The sequence below is a fragment of the Xanthomarina gelatinilytica genome, assembly GCF_000348685.1.
Taxonomy (GTDB): Bacteria; Bacteroidota; Bacteroidia; order Flavobacteriales; family Flavobacteriaceae; genus Xanthomarina; species Xanthomarina gelatinilytica.
Map to the genome: position 1 here is coordinate 1 of NZ_ANLA01000043.1, position 1,950 is coordinate 1,950.

Sequence of the window (1,950 nt, forward strand, 5' to 3'; positions counted from 1 at the left end):
GTTTTTATTAAAAACTATGAGAAGTTATTAGACAGTCTGACGGTTTTGTGTATGATTAGTGGCGTGTTTTAAGCTCGGAATTTAGCAAATAAAAACCGAATAGAAAATCCGCGAGGATTTTCGTAAGTAGGCGAGAACCAGCCATTAATTATACACGTTGTTGCCAGTAGTGCTTATGCTACTTTAAATTCCGATTCATTCATTTCCACACTAAATCTCACGTTTGCTTTTAAAGCTCGGAAAACTTTTAAAATCGTTTCGATAGTTACGTTTTTAGTGTTTCTTTCCAATTTCGAGATTTGCGATTTTTGAACTCCTATTAATTCTCCGAGTTGCTCTTGAGTCAAATTCCGTTCTTTTCGGACAGACTTTATCATATTTCCAAGCACTTCCATTCGCAAGTCAAATTCGTATTTGTCACGTTCTGGTGTTCCAATTTCTCCAATGTCCTTGTCCTTCATTTGGTCAAGTGTCATCATTTTCATTTTTTTATTTTTCGTTGCCATAATTTTAAGTTTATTCGTCAAAATATTCAGCTCTAATTTTCAATGCTTTCTCAATTTCTGATTTTGGAACTTTACTAACCTTTTTTACCATTCCGTGTGTCGATAGCACAAGCGTTTCGGTTTTATCTGTTTTGTCCCAAAAGGCAAAGAGTCTGTATTGAATTCCTTGATAAAGTGTTCTAAATTCCCAAATGTCGTCTGTCAGTTTTTTAAACAGTTTTGGGTCATTTTCGAGTTTTGCTTTATCCAAATTGTAATAGATTTTCTTTTTTGCTTTAGCGTCCAATTTGGACATAAAGTCAATAGCTTGCTCAAGAAAAACTACCTCAAATTTTGGTTTCATTCAGTTTATTTGTCGTTTTACTTTAGCAAAGATAACAAAAAAGTTGAATTATATGGAAACTTTTGATGATTTAGTTCGCATTACTGGCAACGGTTAGTATATGAAAAGTAGGCGGTTAAGAAGCACGGAACTTTCGATTATGCACAAATATTGATACGAGCCAAACTCCTCGAATTCAGCACTAAATCCCCTATTTTTTATATACAATGTTACCTGCTGGCTTTTTTATTTCAGTTCCTATTTTGTTCATTATTTCGTTCCAATGTTCTTTCATTTCTGCTCTCTGTTCAGCATTCAATAATTTCTCGTGGTGAATTGCAACTGTTGTCTTTTCTTGATTTCCAATTACTCTAATTTGAATTGTTGACATATTTTCCCAATTTTTCGGTTTCCAATTCAGTCGAATATGGGAATTTGCTTTAAAAACACGAACCAGTCCTGTTATGCCATTTTCAGTTTCGTATTCTTTTTTAATTTCAAGTTCATTTTTCAAATTGCCTAACCAAATTTTTAGTCCATTTTCGGAAAATAAAAAGTCCCAAACCTTCTCAGTCGAAACAGAAAAGGTTTTCCTAATTCCAAATTGAAATCCTACATCTTTGGTTTTTCCGAGTTGATTTTCCATTTTCTTATTTTTCAGGCTTAAATGCGATAGCATCAATTTCAAGTAAAAATTCAGGATTTATTAGTCCTGCAACATACAAAACTGTAATAATCGGTGGGTTTGGGTTTTGTCCTAAAAATTTCTGTGAAACTTGAAATGCACCATAAGCATTCTGCCCTTGAACAATGTGAATGTTTAATTTCACTAAACTCTCAAAATTTACTCCACAAGATTTAAGAGCAATTTCAAGGTTTTTCATTACTTGCTCGGTTTGTTGTAAAACATCATTTTTCCCTACAATTTCTCCATTCCCGTTTACTGCATTTTGTCCACCGATATAAATTGTCTTTCCGTTTCCTTCAGTCGTTATAATTTGAGAAAATGCAGGATTTTTTATTAGTTCATTTGGATTTATGTGTTCTATTTTATTCTCCATTGTTCGTTGTTTTCAGCTTGCAGGTAACGGCAGTCTGTCTAATAACCCTGCCTTAATTTTT

General features: G+C 33.3%; 4 protein-coding genes. All 4 read right to left on the minus strand.

Annotation, left to right across the window (positions count from 1 at the left end):
* Nucleotides 1–173 precede the first annotated feature (173 nt).
* The 4 genes from D778_RS14020 to D778_RS14035 all read right to left on the minus strand — a co-directional run bounded on the left by D778_RS14020 (nucleotide 174) and on the right by D778_RS14035 (nucleotide 1,889).
* Nucleotides 174–506, minus strand: a complete 333-nt coding sequence (locus D778_RS14020; RefSeq protein WP_040492768.1) for a helix-turn-helix domain-containing protein — start codon at nucleotides 504–506, stop codon at nucleotides 174–176.
* Nucleotides 507–516: 10 nt separating this feature from the next.
* Complete coding sequence (locus D778_RS14025; RefSeq protein WP_040492771.1) at nucleotides 517–849, minus strand: type II toxin-antitoxin system RelE/ParE family toxin; 333 nt, start codon at nucleotides 847–849, stop codon at nucleotides 517–519.
* 190 nt (nucleotides 850–1,039) lie between these two features.
* Nucleotides 1,040–1,474 (minus strand): SRPBCC domain-containing protein, encoded by a 435-nt coding sequence (locus D778_RS14030; RefSeq protein WP_007651935.1) that lies wholly within the window; start codon nucleotides 1,472–1,474, stop codon nucleotides 1,040–1,042.
* A 4-nt stretch (nucleotides 1,475–1,478) separates the two neighbouring features.
* Nucleotides 1,479–1,889, minus strand: a complete 411-nt coding sequence (locus D778_RS14035; RefSeq protein WP_007651936.1) for a RidA family protein — start codon at nucleotides 1,887–1,889, stop codon at nucleotides 1,479–1,481.
* Nucleotides 1,890–1,950 lie beyond the last annotated feature (61 nt).